Annotated in this window: 16 protein-coding genes and 2 pseudogenes; 5 read left to right on the forward strand and 13 right to left on the reverse strand. The window is 38.6% G+C overall.

What is annotated here, in order from left to right:
- Positions 1-1,322 precede the first annotated feature (1,322 nt).
- From nqrM to P4S65_RS17400, 11 genes and pseudogenes are all read right to left on the reverse strand, one after another.
- Positions 1,323-1,534 (reverse strand): annotated as a pseudogene (nqrM, locus tag P4S65_RS17350) ((Na+)-NQR maturation NqrM).
- Between the two features lie 102 nt (positions 1,535-1,636).
- Complete coding sequence (locus P4S65_RS17355) at positions 1,637-2,668, reverse strand: FAD:protein FMN transferase (protein ID WP_149606599.1); 1,032 nt, start codon at positions 2,666-2,668, stop codon at positions 1,637-1,639.
- Positions 2,669-2,776: 108 nt separating this feature from the next.
- A complete protein-coding gene (nqrF, locus tag P4S65_RS17360; protein WP_149606598.1) occupies positions 2,777-4,006 on the reverse strand; it encodes an NADH:ubiquinone reductase (Na(+)-transporting) subunit F in 1,230 nt (409 codons plus the stop codon).
- An 18-nt stretch (positions 4,007-4,024) separates the two neighbouring features.
- On the reverse strand, positions 4,025-4,633 hold the full coding sequence (gene nqrE, locus P4S65_RS17365; protein ID WP_007376134.1) for an NADH:ubiquinone reductase (Na(+)-transporting) subunit E: 609 nt from the start codon (positions 4,631-4,633) through the stop codon (positions 4,025-4,027).
- A gap of 10 nt (positions 4,634-4,643) precedes the next feature.
- Complete coding sequence (locus P4S65_RS17370; RefSeq protein WP_007376133.1) at positions 4,644-5,276, reverse strand: NADH:ubiquinone reductase (Na(+)-transporting) subunit D; 633 nt, start codon at positions 5,274-5,276, stop codon at positions 4,644-4,646.
- Entirely contained in the window at positions 5,276-6,028 is a 753-nt protein-coding gene (locus P4S65_RS17375; RefSeq protein WP_007376132.1) for a Na(+)-translocating NADH-quinone reductase subunit C, read from the reverse strand. The genes P4S65_RS17370 and P4S65_RS17375 overlap by 1 nt, the downstream gene beginning before the upstream one ends.
- Complete coding sequence (locus P4S65_RS17380; RefSeq protein WP_007376131.1) at positions 6,021-7,223, reverse strand: NADH:ubiquinone reductase (Na(+)-transporting) subunit B; 1,203 nt, start codon at positions 7,221-7,223, stop codon at positions 6,021-6,023. The genes P4S65_RS17375 and P4S65_RS17380 overlap by 8 nt, the downstream gene beginning before the upstream one ends.
- Positions 7,224-7,227: 4 nt before the next feature.
- Positions 7,228-8,571 (reverse strand): Na(+)-translocating NADH-quinone reductase subunit A, encoded by a 1,344-nt coding sequence (locus P4S65_RS17385; RefSeq protein ID WP_337120672.1) that lies wholly within the window; start codon positions 8,569-8,571, stop codon positions 7,228-7,230.
- Between the two features lie 374 nt (positions 8,572-8,945).
- Positions 8,946-10,139 carry an enoyl-ACP reductase FabV gene (gene fabV / locus P4S65_RS17390; protein WP_007376129.1) on the reverse strand — a complete coding sequence of 398 codons (1,194 nt, stop codon included), beginning with the start codon at positions 10,137-10,139 and terminating at the stop codon, positions 8,946-8,948.
- Between the two features lie 106 nt (positions 10,140-10,245).
- Entirely contained in the window at positions 10,246-10,557 is a 312-nt protein-coding gene (locus P4S65_RS17395; protein ID WP_096794132.1) for a BolA family protein, read from the reverse strand.
- 63 nt (positions 10,558-10,620) lie between these two features.
- The gene (locus P4S65_RS17400; RefSeq protein WP_096793558.1) at positions 10,621-11,229 is read right to left on the reverse strand and encodes an alpha-ketoglutarate-dependent dioxygenase AlkB family protein; all 609 of its coding nucleotides are present in this window, start codon (positions 11,227-11,229) and stop codon (positions 10,621-10,623) included.
- Between the two features lie 41 nt (positions 11,230-11,270).
- Here P4S65_RS17400 and P4S65_RS17405 point away from each other — a divergent pair.
- The 4 genes and pseudogenes from P4S65_RS17405 to P4S65_RS17420 all read left to right on the forward strand — a co-directional run bounded on the left by P4S65_RS17405 (position 11,271) and on the right by P4S65_RS17420 (position 15,014).
- Positions 11,271-12,403, forward strand: a pseudogene (locus tag P4S65_RS17405) (methyltransferase).
- A gap of 7 nt (positions 12,404-12,410) precedes the next feature.
- Positions 12,411-12,965: a YajG family lipoprotein gene (locus tag P4S65_RS17410; RefSeq protein WP_337120673.1), complete on the forward strand. Its 555-nt coding sequence runs from the start codon at positions 12,411-12,413 to the stop codon at positions 12,963-12,965.
- Positions 12,966-12,967: 2 nt separating this feature from the next.
- Positions 12,968-13,588, forward strand: a complete 621-nt coding sequence (locus P4S65_RS17415) for a peptidylprolyl isomerase (RefSeq protein WP_096793561.1) — start codon at positions 12,968-12,970, stop codon at positions 13,586-13,588.
- 46 nt (positions 13,589-13,634) lie between these two features.
- Positions 13,635-15,014, forward strand: coding sequence for an AmpG family muropeptide MFS transporter (locus P4S65_RS17420; RefSeq protein ID WP_096793562.1), 1,380 nt, complete (start codon positions 13,635-13,637; stop codon positions 15,012-15,014).
- A gap of 78 nt (positions 15,015-15,092) precedes the next feature.
- Here the strand turns inward: P4S65_RS17420 and P4S65_RS17425 are convergent, their stop codons facing one another.
- The gene (locus tag P4S65_RS17425) at positions 15,093-15,332 is read right to left on the reverse strand and encodes a helix-turn-helix domain-containing protein (protein ID WP_007376121.1); all 240 of its coding nucleotides are present in this window, start codon (positions 15,330-15,332) and stop codon (positions 15,093-15,095) included.
- Positions 15,333-15,744: 412 nt separating this feature from the next.
- On the opposite strand from P4S65_RS17425, the gene P4S65_RS17430 reads away from it, so the two are divergent.
- Positions 15,745-15,933: a hypothetical protein gene (locus P4S65_RS17430; RefSeq protein ID WP_096793563.1), complete on the forward strand. Its 189-nt coding sequence runs from the start codon at positions 15,745-15,747 to the stop codon at positions 15,931-15,933.
- A gap of 49 nt (positions 15,934-15,982) precedes the next feature.
- Here the strand turns inward: P4S65_RS17430 and erpA are convergent, their stop codons facing one another.
- Entirely contained in the window at positions 15,983-16,321 is a 339-nt protein-coding gene (erpA, locus tag P4S65_RS17435) for an iron-sulfur cluster insertion protein ErpA (RefSeq protein WP_007376119.1), read from the reverse strand.
- Positions 16,322-16,545 lie beyond the last annotated feature (224 nt).

Consider the following 16,545-nt stretch of genomic DNA (forward strand, 5'->3'; position numbering starts at 1 on the left):
TGTAAACCCTAAAACCAGGTGCTAAATACAATCAAATCCAGCTAGCACATATTTACCTAGCGAAAATTGATCCGTATCAACCGAACTTTCAAAACTTACTGAAAGTTCGAACGTGAGTATAACAAAGAGAATTTTCTGTTCAACTAAAAATCAATTAATTTGAGTTAAGCTTTCGAAGCTATTTTGTTAATAAAAAATAACAATATAAAAAACATTGAGTTAGATTAAATGAAAAACGATTTAAAGAGAAATATTTAATAGAATTATAGGTTTTAGGAGGGAGTAATAATTGTGTCGCACAAATAAAAACAACTCAAGCTAAGTCACCACCGAACTTGAGTTGCCTTTCACACTGACAACATCTTCACACACAATATAAAGATTCTTGGTTTACATTACGTGGCAATTGAAAGGAAATAAAAACAACCCAAATTCAGTCACCACCGAACTTGAGTTGCCTTTCACACTGACAACATCTTCACACACAATATAAAGATTCTTGGTTTACACTACGTGGCAATTGTAGGGAATAAAAACAACCCAAATTCAGTCACCACCGAACTTGAGTTGCCTTTCACACTGACAACATCTTCACACACAATATAAAGATTTTTGGTTTACATTACGTGGCAATTGTAGGGAATAAAAACAACTCAAATTCAGTCACCACCAAACTTGAGTTGCCTTTCACACTGACAACATCTTCACACACAATATAAAGATTTTTGGTTTACATTACGTGGCAATTGTAGGGAATAAAAACAACTCAAATTCAGTCACCACCAAACTTGAGTTGCCTTTCACACTGACAACATCTTCACACACAATATAAAGATTCTTGGTTTACACTACGTGGCAATTGTAGGGAATAAAAACAACTCAAACTCGTTCTTTATGGAAGTGAATCCACCGAACTTGAGTTGCCTTTCACACTGACAACATCTTCACACACAATATAAAGATTTTTGGTTTACATTACGTGGCAATTGTAGGGAATAAAAACAACTCAAGCTAAGTCACCACCGAACTTGAGTTGCCTTTCACACTGACAACATCTTCACACACAATATAAAGATTCTTTTAAGCGAGGCTAAGTTGCCTCAAGCTTATGACTAGAGCCTTGCTCTGTGTCTATGATTAAACTTTAGAGTGTTAGCTCCAATTTGACAAACGAGAAAAATAAACCTAATAGGTGAAAAAAACTAAACTATATACCTTTGTCTAATACATTTAGATTGGATTGCTTTGGAAGCTATGATGTTGAGGCGTTTTACAGACACAAAAAAAGCGCTATAAAGCGCTTTTTAATATTTAAGACAGACTTAAATAATTTGGTTTTCTTTCCAGGCTTGCTCTTTTGCTAAACGGTTTTTGCGTTTATCACATGGATCATCGCAATCACAGGCTTTATCAATACCAACCGAACCTAAACCACCACAGCTGCTTGCCATAGATTTTTTTGCACGATCATACCAACGGCCATAGCCGAAACTATCAAAATTAGTAAGCCAAAAGTAAGAAGAAAAAGTGACATTGCTTAGCCCCTATTGATCAGCAATAAATTAAGCTCAAAACATTGTTGAGCGACTGCTATTATATACTCAAATAACGTGGAAATAAACAAACCCGCACCATACTATAAATAAGGTTTAAATGCAGGGCTTGAGTAGGTTATTAAACCGTCTTTCGATTTACCTATTAAGTACACGGGTAAATCATGCTGCTCAGCATAAGCTTGCGCTTTATCCATGCCCATAACAGTTAATGCTGTCGCAAGACCATCGGCAGTCATAGCACTTGAATGAAGCACGGTTACCGACACTAAGTCGTGCTTAATCGGCATGCCGGTCACGGGATCAATTAAGTGAGTATAAATTTCACCATCCATTTCATAAAAAATACGATAATCACCCGATGTAGCAATACCATTTGTACCTGGCGACAAAACACGGTGTACCTTACGCTCCCCGGGCTGTGCATCTGGTTGCTCTATTGCAATCTTCCAATCTTTATTATTTGGCTTTTCGCCTGCAATTCGTAGCTCACCACCAATTTCAACCATGTAATTGGTAATATTGTGGTTTTCTAATAACTGCGCCACCTTATCAATACCATAGCCTTTAGCTGTTGCCGAAAACGATAACTCTAAACCATCCACTGTTTTAGCTAAACCTTGAGCTGTTAGCGTAAGTTTATCAAGGCCTATATTTTTAATCATACTTACAAGCTCTTCATCGCTTGGCCGTTTAGTTGGTTTTTTATCTGGGCCAAAACCCCATAAATCAATTAAAGGTCCCATAGTTACATCGAGTGTTTTAGTCGATTCACCTAAGCGAATAGACTCGCTTATAACAGCCCTAAAATTTTCGCTAATTGGCATAACCTGATTTGCTGGTAATCTGTTGAATGTATTTATTTCAGAGTCTTCTATGTAAGTAGACATAGATTGGTTCACGTCTTTTAAAACAGCGTCTATTTGCAGCTGTAGTTGTGAAGCCGATAGCTGGGCTTGCTCATCATAATATTTAATATGATAAGTGGTACCCATAGTCTTACCTTCTAAAAAGGTCTCTTTTGACTCTGGCTTTTCACCACAACCAGACAATAATAAAGTCAGTGTAATTAGCAAAAAGGCCATTATGCCTTGTGAAGTACTTACTCGATTCATAACTGTTCTACTTAATAGATTGATAAAATTAAAGAATAAAAAAGCCTCGTAACACAAGTGCTACGAGGCTGGTATTTTAACCAAAACTAAACTGTTTTGGTATTAGTGTTAGCCACCGAAGTCATCTAGTAAGATATTTTCGTCTTCAACACCTAAATCTTTAAGCATAGTAATAACTGCCGCGTTCATCATTGGAGGACCACACATGTAGTACTCACAATCTTCAGGCGCTTCGTGATCTTTAAGATAATTCTCAAATAACACGTTATGGATAAAGCCAGTGTAGCCTTCCCAGTTATCTTCAGGTTGTGGATCTGAAAGTGCTGTATGCCATACGAAGTTAGGGTTTTCAGCGGCTAAGCCGTCAAAATCTTCTACGTAGAACATTTCACGCTCAGAACGTGCACCATACCAAAAGCTCATCTTACGTTTAGAGTTCAAACGTTTAAGTTGGTCAAAGATATGAGAACGCATTGGCGCCATACCAGCACCACCACCAACAAATACCATCTCTGCATCGGTGTCTTTAGCAAAGAACTCACCAAATGGACCTGAAATAGTTACCTTGTCGCCTTCTTTAAGTGACCAAATGTACGAAGACATTTTACCACATGGCAAGCTAAGGTTTCTTGGCGGCGGAGCAGCAATACGCACGTTAAGCATAATGATGCCTTCTTCTTCTGGGTAGTTAGCCATTGAGTAAGCACGAATAGTTTCTTCGTCTACTTTTGACTCCAGATCGAAGAAACCAAAGTGGTTCCAGTCGCCACGATATTCTTCAGGAACATCGAAATCTGCATATTTAACATGGTGAGGTGGCGCTTCGATTTGGATGTAACCACCCGCACGGAACGGCACTGACTCGCCATCTGGAATTTGCAGCTTAAGTTCTTTAATGAAGGTTGCTTTGTTATCGTTAGAGATAACTTCACAATCCCACTTCTTAACACCGAAAATTGACTCTTCAAGCTCAATTTCCATGTCGTTTTTAACATTTACCTGACACGCTAAACGGCAGCCTTCACGGGCTTCGCCTTTAGATATGTGATCAAGCTCAGTTGGCAGAATATCGCCACCACCTTCTTTAATGTGTACACGACACTGGCCACAAGAACCACCGCCACCACATGCTGATGATACAAATATACCTGACTCAGATAGCGCGCCTAAAAGCTTACTACCTGCTGATGTTTTAATGGCTTTATCTGGGTCGCCATTAATGCTAATGATAATATCACCACTTGCAACTAACTGAGATTTAGCACCAATGATGACTAAAACCAGTAGTACAACGATAGCGATAAAAACACCAACGCCTAAGAAAATCTGATAATCCATGATTTATCCTCGCTACCTTTACAGTGAAATACCAGAGAATGACATAAAGCCAAGTCCCATTAAACCAACAGTGATGAAGGTAATACCTAAACCACGTAAGCCGTCTGGCACGTCTGAATACTTCATTTTCTCACGGATACCTGCAAGTAATGTAATTGCAAGTGCCCAACCAACACCAGCGCCAATACCATAAACAACAGACTCACCGAAGTTATAGTTACGCTCAACCATGAAAGATACCGCACCAAAGATTGCACAGTTAACTGTGATCAATGGTAAAAAGATACCTAATGCGTTGTAAAGTACTGGGAAGAACTTATCTAATACCATTTCAAGAATTTGCACTAGCGCTGCTATAACGCCAATGAAAGTTAAGAAACGTAAAAAGCTAAGGTCTGCATCAGGATAACCAAGCCACGTAAGTGAACCTGGTGCTAATACAGCATGGTAAACTAAGTTATTAACAGGTACTGAAATACCTAAAACAACGATAACCGCTACACCTAGGCCAATTGAAGTAGTCACTTTTTTTGATACTGCTAAAAAAGTACACATGCCTAAGAAAAATGATAACGCTAAGTTTTCAATAAAAACGGCTTTTACAAATAAACTAATATAATGTTCCACTGTGTGCCCCTTACGCTTTAGCTTCTACTTGGTCTTTCTTATAAGTACGAAGTACCCATATGAATAAACCAATGATGAAGAATGCACTCGGTGGTAATATCAATAGACCCATAGGTTGATACCAACCGCCATCTTGTACTAATGGGATAATATCAACACCGAATAGTGTTCCTTTACCGAATAGCTCACGAATGAAACCAACAGTAAGTAAAACAACAGAATAGCCTAAACCATTACCAATACCGTCAAGGAATGACATTAGTGGTGGCGACTTCATCGCATATGCTTCAGCACGACCCATTACAATACAGTTAGTAATAATTAGACCAACGAAGACTGAAAGCTCTTTAGCCGTAGCATAAGAAAACGCTTGCAGTACTTGGTCAACAACAATAACTAATGAAGCAATAATCGTCATTTGTACAATGATACGTACTGACGATGGGATCTGGTTACGAATAGTCGAGATAAAGAAGCTCGAAAACGCAGTTACCAAGGTCAATGCTATTGACATGATTAACGCATTTTTTAAGCTAGACGTTACCGCTAACGCAGAACAAATACCCAGTACTTGTAGTGCGATTGGGTTGTTAGCTAAAACCGGACCAAATAGGACCGCCTTCATTTCTTTAGTATCAGCCATTATTTCAATGCTCCTTTACGTACTTTCGCAAGGAAAGGGCCAAAGCCGTTTTCGCCAGTCCAAAAGTCAACTGCATGTTCAACACCGTTAGACGTTAATGTAGCACCTGAAAGACCATCGATCTTATGCTCATTATCACCCGCAGTACCTTTAACAATTTGAATTGGTAGCTCTTTACCTTGCCACGTAGCAGTCCACTGTGGATTTTGAATTTCACCACCTAAGCCAGGCGTTTCATTATGCTTGTAGAAAATAATGTTTTTAACTGTTTCACCATCGCTTTCAAGCGAGATAAAACCGTACATTAATCCCCATAAGCCGTAGCCCTGAATAGGAAGAATGATTGCATCAATAGAGCCATCTTCTTTTTTCGAGATATACACCGGTGACTCTTTAGTCACACGTTGAATACCTGCAATGTCTTTAACGCCTTTCTCTTGAAGAGAAACACTTAGCGCTGCATCGTATTTGCTTTTTTCAAAATCAAAGATTGTTGGGTCTGTGTCTACAAACTCACCTGTGGTCATATTTACAACACGCGCTTCAATTTTAGCATTAAATGTATCAGATACATTCTCAACTTTATCGATGCCTGCCGCTGCTAAGATATTGCTTTGAATATCTTTATTTTTATTAGCTTGCTGTAAAGGACGAAGCTGTACAGAAGCAAACGATACAATGATTGCACACACTAAACATAGTGCTACAACAACTGCTAACGTTTTACCGATTGATTCGTTATTACTAGACATTACGTGCCAACCTCCGCTTGATATTAGCTTGCACTACAAAGTGATCGAACAGTGGAGCAAATAAGTTAGCAAATAAAATTGCTAGCATCATGCCTTCTGGGAAAGCAGGATTCACAACACGGATAAGAACCACCATAAGACCAATTAGTAAACCGTATGCAAATTTACCTTTATTAGTAAATGCAGCCGATACAGGGTCTGTAGCCATAAAGAACATACCAAACGCAAAACCACCAAGCACTAAATGCCAATACCAAGGCATTGCAAATACAGGGTTAGTTTCTGAACCAACAGCATTTAATAAGAATGCCGTTGCTACCATACCAAGGAATACACCTAGTACGATACGCCAAGAAGCGATGCGAACGTAAATTAAGAATAAACCACCTACAAGTAATGCAAGTGTCGATGTTTCACCAACAGAACCTTGAATGAAACCGTAAAATGCATTCCACCATAATTCCATGTTTGAAAAATCAAGTGTGCCAACAAAAGCTTGACCTAGCATAGTCGCACCAGAGAAAGAATCTACTGCAGTCCATACTGTGTCACCCGAAATTTGTGCCGGGTATGCGAAGAATAAGAACGCACGGCCAGCCAAAGCAGGGTTTAAGAAGTTACGACCAGTACCACCAAAAATTTCTTTAGCGATTACTACACCGAACGTGATACCCAGTGCAACTTGCCATAAAGGAATTGTTGCAGGTAAAATAAGTGCAAATAATACAGAAGTAACGAAGAAACCTTCATTAATTTCATGCTTACGCACAGAAGCAAAAATCACTTCCCAAAAACCACCTACAGCAAACGTGACTGCGTAAATTGGTAGGAAGAAACATGCTCCGTAGAACATTTTAGCGCCCCAGCCTGCATTAGCGGTTAATTCACCACCAAAGAACTGAAACAGACCAACCTGCCACGAATTTGCTAGTTCAAAACCTTGTGCTAAAGCACCTGCGGCCTGGTGACCGATGTTGAACATACCAAAAAACATAGCTGGGAACGTCGCCATCCACACTAAAATCATCATACGTTTTAGGTCGATATTATCGCGTACGTGTGTCTTGCCTTTATTTACATAGCCTGGTGTATAAAAAATAGTTGCAGCTGCTTCATACAGTGCATAAAATTTTTCATATTTTCCACCGGCTTCAAAATTCGGCTCGATATCTTCTAGATATTTTTTTAAACCCATCTCTCTAGCCTTCCTTCTCGATCGTTGATAAGCAATCGCGCAGGATAGAACCATACTCGTATTTGCCAGGACAAACGAAGGTACATAACGCTAAATCTTCTTCATCAAGTTCAAGCGCGCCCAGTGAAATTGCACTATCTAAATCGCGTGCAATTAAGTCACGTAATAATAGTGTAGGCAAAATATCTAACGGCATCACGCGCTCGTAGCTACCAATTGGAACCATGGCACGTTTTGAACCACCTGTAGACGTTGTCATTTTAAATAAACGACTTGGTGTAAGGTGAGAAAGGAATGTACGCGTTACAGAGAATTTATCACTACCTGGTGCAATCCAGCCAAATAGTTCTTTTTCGCGACCTTCAAGTAATACAGATACTTGAACGTGGTAACGACCTAAGAACGCATTAACACCGTTTGAAGTAGCGCCAGATAAAACAGAACCAGAAATAACACGGTTATCACCGTCTTCTAATTCTCCAGCAACTAAATCATCCAATGAAGCACCTAATTGTGTTTTCACTAAACGTGGGTTTTTAACACGAGGACCTGCAAGCGAAACAACACGGTTTGTGTAAATTTCACCCGTAAGGAATAAGTGACCATACGCAATAACGTCTTGGTAACCAATATGCCAAACTTGTTTACTAGCAGATACAGGGTCAAGATTATGGATATGAGTGCCTACAAGGCCAGCAGGGTGCACACCACCAAACTCATGTACTTCTACTTGAGCTATAGATGAGCTAGGAACTTGACTGCCAACTTGCTTACAAACAAATACTTTTCCATCAGTCAAACGCGATACAACGGCTAAACCCGCTTCGAATGCTTGCGCATTATCAGCAATAACTACCGCAGGATCTGCAGCAAGAGGATTAGTGTCGATAGCGGTCACAAAGATAGAGCTAGGATTTGCATCCACAGCCGCAACTTTGCTGAATGGGCGAGCACGAAGTGCCGTCCACTGACCAGACTGGATAAGTACTTCTTTAGCTTTTTCACGATCTAAGCTCGTAAGCTCAGTGTCAGAGAAAGAGTCAAAGGTGATTTGCTCACTGCCGTCTACTTCAATAACAACAGATTGCAGCACACGTTTAGCACCACGATTTATTTCTTTTACAACACCAGAAGCTGGTGCGGTAAATAGGACGCCGGGGTTCTTTTTATCTTCAAAAAGTACCTGGCCTTTTTTAACTTGGTCATCCATACGGATATGCATGGTTGGACGCATACCAATAAACTCTTCACCTAGCACAGCTACACGTTTGACGGGAGAACCGTCGTGAATAACTTGCTGAGGTGCGCCCTCTATGGGTAAATCCAGACCTTTTTTTATGTTGATCATACGCACTTGCACTACATTAACGGAAAGAAACTGAAAAATCGTACCAACCACGTCGCCATTTGAGCTATCCCAAGTTATATCTATGTATACAAAGAACAACTTGCTATGAATACTAAACAAGCAACGCGGTAAAAACTCTTCACATATTGCCTTAATTTTAACATCATTGTGGGCGACTATGCGAGTCTAATTGTGAAAATTATACGACAGAAACACTTATTTAGTTTTGTTATGTGTATTTAATAAAATTTAAGTTAGACCAAAGTGGTAGCTTAAGCAAAGAATGACATTTTTTAATCACAATTGTTCAAAAAAGCCCGCAAAACAAAAAAGTCGCACTCAGCGACTTTTTAATTACATATTTGCAAATATGGTTAATCAATCATATTTGCAATTGGTTTGACCGAATCCACATCTTGATCGTAATCAACTCCGTCAATACCAAAGCCAAATAAACGTAAAAATTCGTTATGGTAACCCACATAATCGGTTAACTCATCAATTGAGCTTGTATCTACGCTATCCCAAACAGCTTGAACACGTGCTTGCACATCGTCTTCTAATTCTTTGTAGTTTTGAAATAAGTGGCCACCTTCATCAAAGCGTGGGTTATCACCATATAAGTTCTCACTAAATAAAGCCTGAATTTGCTCAATTGTACCTTCATAAGTACCATCTGCTTTCATTACTTTAAATAATGCTGAAATGTATAAAGGCATAATAGGAATAGCCGAGCTTGCTTGTGTTACCACAGCATTAAGAGACGATACATAGGCTTCGCCATTTAAATCTTTTGTAGATTCTTTAATTGCAGCAGTTGCTCGGTCTAAATCTTCTTTAGCCTTACCAATAGTAGCGTGTCCGTATATTGGCCATGTTAGCTCTTTACCAATATAAGTGTAGGCCGTAGTTTTAAAGTTATCAGCTAATACGTCGGCTTCTTTTAATGCGTCAATCCACATTTCCCAATCTTCACCGCCCATTACTTTAATGGTGTTGTCGATATCGTCCTGGTTTGCCGCTTCAACAGTAATTTCATCAATTTCACGCTTTGACGTATTAAGGTTTTTAGTTGTAACTGCGTTACCAATTGGCTTAAGTGTAGAGGAGAACACTTCACCCGTATTTGGATCAGTACGACGAGGAGACGCCAAGCTATAAATAATACAATCTACTTTACCCAAATCTGCTTTAATAGTGTCGATTGCTTTTTGTTTGATTTCGTTAGAAAACGCATCACCATTAATATTTTTAGACCAAAGACCCGCTTCGTCAGCTGCTTCTTGGAATGCTGCAGTATTGTACCAACCAGCAGAACCTGTTTTACGTTCAGTGCCTTCTTTTTCAAAGAAAATACCGAGTGTTTTAGCGCCGCCACCAAATGCAGCTGTAATACGCGATGCCAAGCCGTAGCCTGTAGATGCGCCAATAACTAATACATTTTTTGGTGCGTTTTTTAACACGCCTTGTTGTTTTACATAGTTAATTTGTTCTTGAACATGCTCGCTACATCCCGTTGGGTGTGCGTTGGTACAGATAAATCCACGAATTTTAGGCTTAATGACCATTGATGATCCTATATCTTTTACAATAAAAATTAGCGCTAGTTTAAAGGCTAATACTAAAAACACTGATCTGATCAGTTAATCACTAATCAGATACTTCAAAAAATACTTAGCTAATTTTAGAGCCGCCCATACAATTAGGCGAATCAGGTGCTTCTCCGCCCTGCTCGGTATACTCATCCGGTGTATAAGTATGGATAGCGAGTGCATGAATATAATTTGCTAACTCATCTTTTAAAATTTCATTAATTTGACGATGGCGTTGTAATAGGCGTTTGCCAGCAAATTCTTCGCTTACCACAATAACTTTAAAATGTGACTCGGTGCCTTTGCTGTGCATGTGACTTTCGTTAATTACATTTAAATGCTTACAGGCAATTGCGCTGCTGATTTTTTCTTGAATTTGTTGCTGCATTGACATAAAAACCATTTTTGTAGTTAAGTTATATTGTTATCATAACAAGTAGCCAAGCCTATTGGCTAACTAAAATTGAGCTTGCTTGATTTGCTTTATGTATCTAAACGTTAAGCTAATTCGTGGGTGAGCCAATGTAGTTTGCTTTGGGATTGCATGTTGATAATCACGCTGACTGTCGCCACTCATGACTAAACAGCTACCACTTTGCAGCTTTAAATCGGTTACTTTATTTGTCGATTTTTGTTTAAGCTTTAAAACACGCTCTGCTCCAAGTGATACACACACAATAGTAGGTTGATGGCCCAGCTCTATTTCGTCATCACTGTGCCAACCCATAGTATCGTTACCATCTCGGTAATAATTAACTAATAAAGAATTTAATGGCTGATTTAAATGTTTTTCTAAGCGCTTACGCATTGCTAATAAAATATCAGGCCAAGGCTCTACTATTAACTTACTATGCGAATAACCATATTCGAAATTATGCTCGCTAATAAAGCATTGAAGTCGGGGAATTGGGCCTGTTTTAGAATAAACGGTGACGTCGGGTTGCTGCCAAACTAGGTTTTTTTGTAAATAATAAAATAAATCGAGGCTTTTTTGCGCGCTAAGTGCCCTACTTTGATAAGAAAAGCCATTTGGTAACTGTTGGGGGTTGGCGTTTTGCCGTTGCATGTTAGAATTTACCTACATTAGTTTACTGATCAAATACCATTATGACGACGCAAGCCCAGCTAGGCGATAAAACCTTTACTCTTGAACGCTTTCCTTTGGATCAAAAAACCGCAGTTTACAAGCGTGGGATTCAGCCGATGAGTACCTTATCAATTATGTTAACGAACATTACCCTGATTGTCGCTCACTGCTTATTTTAAACGATAGCTTTGGTGCACTTGCTTGTAGTTTTAATCAATTAACGGTTTGTTCAGTTAATGATTCTTATATTAGCCATCAAGCAGTGGCATATAACTTACAAATAAACAAACTATCCACAGCGCAATTTAGCCAAATAGATAGCCTGTCTGCATTGCCTGAAGACATAGATTTAGTGCTAATAAAAATACCGCGTAACGTAGGTTTTTTGCAATTTCAACTAAGTGAATTAAGCGAAATACTTGCACCTGGTACCCCCGTAATTGCAGCCGGTAAAACAAAAGAAATTCATAATTCAACAATAAAATCGTTTGAGCAATTTATTGGTGAAACAAAAACAAGTTTAGCGGTTAAAAAATCACGTCTTATATTAAGCACGGCAAAAGGTGGGTATAAAGCAGCAGATTTCCCTATTACTTGGCCACTTGAAGGCACTGAATTTAATATAACAAATCATGCAAATGTGTTTTCACGTGATTCGTTAGATATAGGTGCTCGATTCTTTTTCAACTATTTACCAGAAACCAAGAAAGAAACTAGCATAATCGATTTAGGTTGTGGTAATGGTGTTGTAGGTGTTATGGCGCTTGCTCGCTGCCCTAAAGCATCTGTCACATTTGTTGATGAATCATACATGGCGGTTGAGTCTGCACGTTTAAATGTAGAACAAAACATGCCTGAGCAGTTTGATAATTGCCAATTTATTGAAAACGATTGCTTGACCGACTTTGATCAAGACAGTGTGGATATGGTGCTATGTAACCCACCATTTCATCAAGCGCAAGCTGTAACAGACCACATAGCGTGGCAAATGTTTAAACAAGCAAAAGAAACCTTAAAACAAGGTGGCGAATTACGTATTATTGGTAACCGTCATTTAGATTATCACGACAAACTAAACCGTATGTTTGGCAACTGTAAACTACTTGGCTCCAACAAGAAATTTGTAGTACTAAGTGCCACTAAAAATTATTAGGAATTTAATGATTAAAATTACTTTTAGCCTATGTGCGTTACTTGTACTAGCTGGCTGTGCTAGTCAGCCTAATCAAGTGATCCTTAACCCTGTTTATAAAAATGGCCAAATTAGTACAATTAACAGCAGTTTAAGTACCAGCGTGATTGATTTACGTGGTGACACTGCAACGCTTAAGCTGATTGAATCTGATAAAACCAAAACGTTTGCAAGTCAAGGTATTACAGAGTCAGTTAAAAGCGTTTTAGATAGCGCGCTGAGTCGAAACGGAGCAGGTATTTCAAACCTAGCGACTGTGCGTTTTGAAGTAGATATTCACGCACTGCAAGCTGTGGTAACCGAAAAACTAGTAAGCCACACCAGTGAAGCTCAGATAGAGCTTGGTGTTCGTGTTATTCGCGCTTCAAGCAATTTTAGTAAGGTGTACCGAGGTAGTGCTAATTTAGAAGGCCCATTTAGTCACGAGCGAGCAAAAGTAGAAGGCCAGCTCAATAAGTTGACTGAGCAAATTATTACCCGCATTGTATCAGATCCTGAATTAATAGAATTTTTAGAAGGTTAAACATGAAACGACTTTTTTTAATCTGTTTCGGCCTATTTTTTAGTGCAAGTAGCTTAGCAGCCCAAGAAGGCCGCTTTGTGCAAAAAGATAATATTTTTCCGCGCGTCGAAATCGTAACCTCAATGGGCAGTATCGTAGTCGAGCTTGATCGCTCAAGAGCCCCTATTACAGTCAATAACTTTTTAACGTACGTGTCAGATAAAAGTTACCAGGGGAGTGTTTTCCACCGTATTGAGCGTGATGTAGAAAATGATCGCGATTTTGTTATTCAAGGTGGCGGGTACGACAAAGACTACGATGGTTTACATGAAAACGCTCCTATTTTTAACGAAAGTGGTAATGGCTTAAAAAATGACATGTACAGTATAGCCATGGCATATCAGGACAGAGAGCCGCATTCTGGTACTCGTCAATTCTTTTTTAATATGGACAATAACGACCATTTAAATCCAGATAAAGACTGGGGATTTGCCGTATTTGGTAATGTAATGGATGGCTACGACACACTTGATAAAATAATGGTTGTCGAAACAGGCTTTAACGAAAAGATTGGTTACGATTTCGTGCCAAAAGTACCTGTTGTTATCTTAAATATAAAAGTCCTTGAGCAAGTACCATTATAATTAATGAGCTGTAGTTTAACTACACCCAATCGCCAATGAAGGCCCTATGAGCAAAACTCTCTCTATTAGCGAATATTTTTCTTACTTTAAAGACAAACGCTTAATCCACATTTTTATATTTGGTATGAGCAGTGGTTTTCCTTGGGTTTTAATTGGCTCAGTGCTGTCGGCTTGGTTAAAGGATGAAGGCCTAAGTCGCAGTATGATTGGCCTATTTGGCATTGTATTTGGGGCTTACAGTATAAACTTTTTATGGTCGCCACTCATTGACCGGACCAAGCTCCCTATTTTATATAAATGGCTTGGCCAACGTCGTAGCTGGATACTATTGTGCCAAAGCTTTATCTTAATTGGCACGTTACTATTAGCTGGACTTGATTTAAAAACTAACTTAGCGCTTGTTGCCGTAATTTGCTTATTAATCGCCATTGCTTCTGCTACGCAAGATATTGCAATTGACGCATTTAGAATTGACACTCTCAGTGAAAACGAATCTCATAAAGCTACGGCAGCCGCCGCAATGGCAACATCTGGTTGGTGGACAGGTTATGCCCTTTTAGGCGCTATTCCATTTTATATGGCTGATATCCCGTCGCTTGACTGGCCCCAAATATATTATTTTTTAGCCGCTATAATTTTGCTGTTAATGGGTGGAGCTTTGTTCGCAAAAGAGCCTAAGTCAAACAGAGAAGCCGTGCATGCTGAACTTGAGCGTGTATACCTTGAAAAACTTTCATCAACAAAACAAACCCCACTTACAAAAACAGTTGCGTGGCTCGCGGTAACCGTTATTGATCCCTTTAGAGCCTTTTTCACTAAAAACGGCGTTAAAACTGCACTCGCGTTACTTGCATTTATTTTCTTATTTAAGATAGGTGAAGCGTTTTTGGGCCGCATGTCTATTGTGTTTTATAAAGAAATTGGTTTTAGTAATAGCGATATTGCTACATTTTCAAAAGTAGGCACTGCCGTACTTACCATTATATTTACCTTTGTTGGCAGCTTATTTAATCAAAAATATGGCATTGTTAAAGGTTTATTTATAAGTGGTATTGCAATGGCAGCATCAAACTTAGCATTTTCATGGATTGCTTTAGTTGGGCCTGATTTAAGGCTGTATGCCTTTGCTATTGTTATTGATGGGTTTACACAAGCGTGGTCGTTAGTGGCAATGGTCGCGTTTATATCAATGCTGTGTGATAGGGCATTTAGCGCAACTCACTATGCGTTGCTAGCATCATTAGGGAACTTAGGAAGAACGTTGCTTTCAAGTTATAGTGGTGTAGTAATAGATGATTGGTTGGCAGGTAATTGGTCGCTATTTTTTATTCTTACAGCGTTAATGGTTTTACCATCGTTACTATTTTTGTACTTAATTAGGCACAAGCTGTATGAACTTGAGCGAAATTATCATCAAAAAAATTAAGAAATATAATGCATCCCTGCATTAATTTGCTGCCTAGAACATTTATATAACTCATAAATGAACTAAACAATCACATAATTAATCTACTTTCAGCAAATTTAATGCTTCATGTGGATCAACATCTAGTGCAGTACAATAGCGAACAAATTCAATAACATCTAAACGGCGCTCTTGATTTTCAATTTTACCGATAAACGAATGAGGTGTACCTAGCACTTGTGCAAGGCTGCGCATTGTATGCCCTTTTTCATGGCGCTTACTCTTAAGCCACTTTGTTAGCTTTGCGTTTTCTTCTGAAGAAACGGTTTTGCCCATCATTTTACATCTCCTACTCGATGATTTGACATACCCATTAAAGCAGTAGCCTATCAATAGCTGTAGGTAAGTAAGCAGCGCTACTTAATTTCACTTCAATAGCAAGGTGTTGCAATTAAGCACTGTTGCCACTTACTTCTAGCCACTTAGCTAAAAGCTACGCTAATAATGTGGTATAAGTTTGTTTTTATTGAGAATGAAATTTTGCCCGTCTCATTCTTGGATACATTATATACTATTAATACTTTGGTTGAATGATTAATTGCGTTGTTCGGTACAAAATTAACTTGAGCGAATGTTTATAAACACTGAATATCCATCCATTTTCATCAAAAATTGAATTTTTTATGATTTTGTTTCATTTTAATGCGACATGTTTATTATTGAGTCTTATTAATTTTAAAAAGGTTGAGTCATGTTCAGGATACTATTTTTATTGCCAATTTTACTGTGCTTAGGTTGGTATCTTTTTTTGCGCAATAACGGGGTTCCAATTAAACAAGGTAAAAAAGGCTTTATGTATATTTTAGCTTTTTCTGTGTTTGTGCTCGGCTTTTTTATATTTATTATGCAAATAACCGAATACGCACCAACTGATTTATAGGCATTAAAAAAGCCGCAAAAGCGGCTTTAATCTATTTAGCGTTTGGCTGTTAAACGCTAAAGCTTGCACCACAACCACAGGTTGTTGTTGCATTTGGATTAGATACAAAAAAGCGTGCGCCTTCTAATCCTTCAGTGTAATCAACCTCACCATCAACCAAATATTGAATACTCATAGGATCAACAACTAGGGTTACACCATTTTTTACTATTTCTAAATCGCCGGGGTTTGCTTTTTCATCAAAAGTAAAACCATATTGAAAACCTGAACAACCACCGCCTGTGACATAAACACGCAGTTTTAGCTCTGGATTTTCTTCTTCGTCGATTAACTGTTTAACGCGAACAGCTGCTGCATCGCTGAACTTAATTGGTAATTCTTCTGACATTTTAAAACCCTCAATATCGTAATGGCGTGATTATCTAATACCCGAGTGTTTTAATCAAGTATAGTAAAACAACTCTTTACCCTAATCTAATGTCGCATGTATTATGAACTTGGCGTAGCTTTAACCAAGTTAAAAAAATTGATACAAAACTGAGCTCTAAAAAGATCTAATAGACTGATTGATTTGGATTTTAGGAGCATTTTGACTTTTCCGAATTATAATTA

Source organism: Pseudoalteromonas sp. B131b, assembly GCF_037162545.1.
Taxonomy (GTDB): domain Bacteria; phylum Pseudomonadota; class Gammaproteobacteria; order Enterobacterales; family Alteromonadaceae; genus Pseudoalteromonas; species Pseudoalteromonas fuliginea.

Excerpts from the sequence above, each read along its gene's own strand:
- P4S65_RS17355 (WP_149606599.1), bottom strand. The coding sequence starts at position 2,668 with ATGAATCGAGTAAGTACTTCACAAGGCATAATGGCCTTTTTGCTAATT.
- nqrF (WP_149606598.1), bottom strand. The coding sequence starts at position 4,006 with ATGGATTATCAGATTTTCTTAGGCGTTGGTGTTTTTATCGCTATCGTT.
- P4S65_RS17370 (WP_007376133.1), bottom strand. The coding sequence starts at position 5,276 with ATGGCTGATACTAAAGAAATGAAGGCGGTCCTATTTGGTCCGGTTTTA.
- P4S65_RS17375 (WP_007376132.1), bottom strand. The coding sequence starts at position 6,028 with ATGTCTAGTAATAACGAATCAATCGGTAAAACGTTAGCAGTTGTTGTA.
- P4S65_RS17380 (WP_007376131.1), bottom strand. The coding sequence starts at position 7,223 with ATGGGTTTAAAAAAATATCTAGAAGATATCGAGCCGAATTTTGAAGCC.
- P4S65_RS17385 (WP_337120672.1), bottom strand. The coding sequence starts at position 8,571 with ATGATCAACATAAAAAAAGGTCTGGATTTACCCATAGAGGGCGCACCT.
- fabV (WP_007376129.1), bottom strand. The coding sequence starts at position 10,139 with ATGGTCATTAAGCCTAAAATTCGTGGATTTATCTGTACCAACGCACAC.
- P4S65_RS17395 (WP_096794132.1), bottom strand. The coding sequence starts at position 10,557 with ATGTCAATGCAGCAACAAATTCAAGAAAAAATCAGCAGCGCAATTGCC.
- P4S65_RS17400 (WP_096793558.1), bottom strand. The coding sequence starts at position 11,229 with ATGCAACGGCAAAACGCCAACCCCCAACAGTTACCAAATGGCTTTTCT.
- P4S65_RS17410 (WP_337120673.1), top strand. The coding sequence starts at position 12,411 with ATGATTAAAATTACTTTTAGCCTATGTGCGTTACTTGTACTAGCTGGC.
- P4S65_RS17415 (WP_096793561.1), top strand. The coding sequence starts at position 12,968 with ATGAAACGACTTTTTTTAATCTGTTTCGGCCTATTTTTTAGTGCAAGT.
- P4S65_RS17420 (WP_096793562.1), top strand. The coding sequence starts at position 13,635 with ATGAGCAAAACTCTCTCTATTAGCGAATATTTTTCTTACTTTAAAGAC.
- P4S65_RS17425 (WP_007376121.1), bottom strand. The coding sequence starts at position 15,332 with ATGATGGGCAAAACCGTTTCTTCAGAAGAAAACGCAAAGCTAACAAAG.
- P4S65_RS17430 (WP_096793563.1), top strand. The coding sequence starts at position 15,745 with ATGTTCAGGATACTATTTTTATTGCCAATTTTACTGTGCTTAGGTTGG.
- erpA (WP_007376119.1), bottom strand. The coding sequence starts at position 16,321 with ATGTCAGAAGAATTACCAATTAAGTTCAGCGATGCAGCAGCTGTTCGC.